This is a genomic window from Spirillospora sp. NPDC046719 (genome assembly GCF_040645715.1).
Lineage (GTDB): Bacteria > Actinomycetota > Actinomycetes > Streptosporangiales > Streptosporangiaceae > Spirillospora.
Window position 1 is genome coordinate 1 of the sequence record NZ_JBEYYT010000914.1, and the last position, 1,269, is coordinate 1,269.

The 1,269-nt window shown below is 78.0% G+C and carries 1 protein-coding gene; it reads right to left on the minus strand.

What is annotated here, in order from left to right:
- Nucleotides 1–170: 170 nt before the first annotated feature.
- The coding region (locus ABZ914_RS51535; protein ID WP_500201838.1) for an amidase at nucleotides 171–1,269 on the minus strand (1,099 nt) is incomplete at its 5' end.

The window sequence follows — 1,269 nt, forward strand, 5'->3', positions numbered from 1 at the left end:
GGCCGATCGCGGCCCGCCCGTCCGGGGCCGCCCGCCAGGTCGTCCGCCTGGCGGCCCGCACGTCCCTTCCGGCGGCGCTGGTGACCGAGATGCTCGCCGACCACCTCACAGGCCGCTGAGCACGCCGCTGTCGCTCATGGGCGGGCGCGGGTCAGGGCGCGAGCGCGGGGTCAGGGGGCGAGGCGTCCGGCGAGGGCGAACAGCAGGTCCTCCCGGCCCGGGCTCGTCACCAGCTGCAGTCCGACGGGGAGCCCGCCGGCCGTCCCGGCGGGGACGCTCAGCGCGGGCAGCCCGAGGACGTTCCACGGGCACGTCAGGCTCAGCAGGGCCGGCTGCACCCGGCCCAGCGCGCACTCCGCCCGCCCGATCTCCGGCGCCGTGATCGGGACGGTCGGCAGCGCGAGCACGTCGTGGCGGCTCAGCAGCCCGGCGGCCTCCTCCATGAACCGCGCCCGCTCGCGCGACGCCCGGACGTACCGCCAGCCGGGCGTCTCCCCGGCGCGGCGCAGGCGGTCGAGGGTGGCCGGCTGGTACAGCTCGGGCGCGTCCGCGACGCGTTCGGCGTGCACCTCGTACGCCTCGCTGTCCTGGATCGCGGCGAAGACGCGGCGCAGTTCCCGCAGCTCGACGCGTTCGGCGGGCGCGTCCGGGAGCAGCCCGCGCACGACCTGCGCCACCTCGTCCGCGACCGGGGCGCCCTCGACCCACGCCACCCGGAGCCCCTCATGCCGGGGCTGGACGTCCTCGGGCCGCCCCGTCAGCACCCGGTAGGCCGTCCGGCAGTCGGCGGCCGTGGCGGCGAGCACGCCGACGTGGTCGAACGAGACCGACAGCGGGAAGACGCCCTCGGTCGGGACCGCGCCGTAGGCGGGCTTGAACCCGGCGACGCCGCAGAACGCCGCGGGGATCCGGACCGACCCGCCCGTGTCCGTGCCGAGGGCGAGCGGGACCATGCCCGCGGCGACCGCGACCGCGCTGCCGCCGCTGGACCCGCCGGAGATCCGGGACGGGTCGTGCGGGTTGCGGGACGGGCCGTTCACGGCGGTGTCGCCGCTCGCGCCGTAGGCGAACTCGTGCGTGGTGGTCTTCCCCACGATCACCGCGCCCGCCGCGCGGAGGCGCGCGACGCAGGCCGCGTCGCGGTCGGCGACGTACCCGTCGAAGTGCGCCGAGCCCATCCCGGTCGGCAGCCCGGCGACGTCGATGATGTCCTTGACCGCGACGGGGACGCCGTGCAGCGGGCCGCGGTCGCGCCCGGCGGCGAGCTCC